The sequence below is a fragment of the Fictibacillus arsenicus genome (assembly GCF_001999465.1).
In the GTDB taxonomy this organism is placed as follows: Bacteria; Bacillota; Bacilli; order Bacillales; family Fictibacillaceae; genus Fictibacillus; species Fictibacillus arsenicus.
In genome coordinates this window covers 1-806 of the sequence record NZ_MQMF01000062.1, presented here as the reverse complement: position 1 = coordinate 806, position 806 = coordinate 1, and the positions used below count along the sequence as shown (strand labels likewise).

General features: G+C 67.4%; 1 protein-coding gene and 1 pseudogene. One reads left to right on the top strand and one right to left on the bottom strand.

What is annotated here, in order from left to right:
- Positions 1–18 precede the first annotated feature (18 nt).
- A complete protein-coding gene (locus UN64_RS21815) occupies positions 19–633 on the top strand; it encodes an IS5 family transposase (RefSeq protein ID WP_216352818.1) in 615 nt (204 codons plus the stop codon).
- Here the strand turns inward: UN64_RS21815 and UN64_RS21810 are convergent.
- Positions 630–806: pseudogene (locus tag UN64_RS21810) on the bottom strand (integrase core domain-containing protein); the annotation flags it as partial. The gene UN64_RS21815 and the pseudogene UN64_RS21810 sit on opposite strands and share 4 nt — an antisense overlap.

The window sequence follows — 806 nt, the reverse complement described above, 5'->3', positions numbered from 1 at the left end:
ACGCCGAAGGCCTGATCGATTGGTCGGTCTCGGTGGACTCCACGATCGCCCGCGCCCACCAGCACGCCACGAACATCACCCGCCTCACAGGGGGATGGGTCGAACTACAAGAATCCGCGTGAGGAGCCGGCCGATCACGGCATCGGGCGCTCCCGTGGCGGGCTGAGCACGAAGATCCATCAGCTCGTCGACGGGGCCGGGCTGCCGCTGGTCAGCCTGATCACCCCTGGCCAAGCCGGGGACTCCCCGATGCTGCTGCCGCTGCTGGGGCAGCTGCGCGTGGCACGGCCGGTAGGGCGGCCCCGGACCCGCCCCGAGGCCGTGCTGGGCGATAAGGCGTACTCCTCCCGGGCGATCCGCACCCACCTACGTGCCCGCGGGATCAAAGCGGTCATCCCCGAACCGGCCGACCAGCAGGGCCACCGCAGACGGCGCGGTGCCCGCGGCGGGCGCCCCGTCAGCCTCGACGCGGACGCCTACAAGGGCCGCAACGTCATCGAGCGTCAGTACGCTCACCTGAAGCAGTGGCGGGGTCTGGCGACCCGGTATGACAAGTACGCGATCATCTACAGGGCCGCTGTGGTCCTGAATGCTGTGCTCGCATGGTCAAAACGATTGTCAGACATGCCCTAGCTGTGATGTCCAGGCAGGTTGTTGTCGATTCTGCTGATGGGTGGGGCTCCGATCGCGGAGTGGTGCCTGTGATGATTGTAGAAGTGGAGCCAGCCGGGTAACGCGGATCGGCGTTCGGATTCGGATCCGTAGAAGCGGGCGTATGCCCAGCCGTCGGCGAGCGTGCGGTGGAA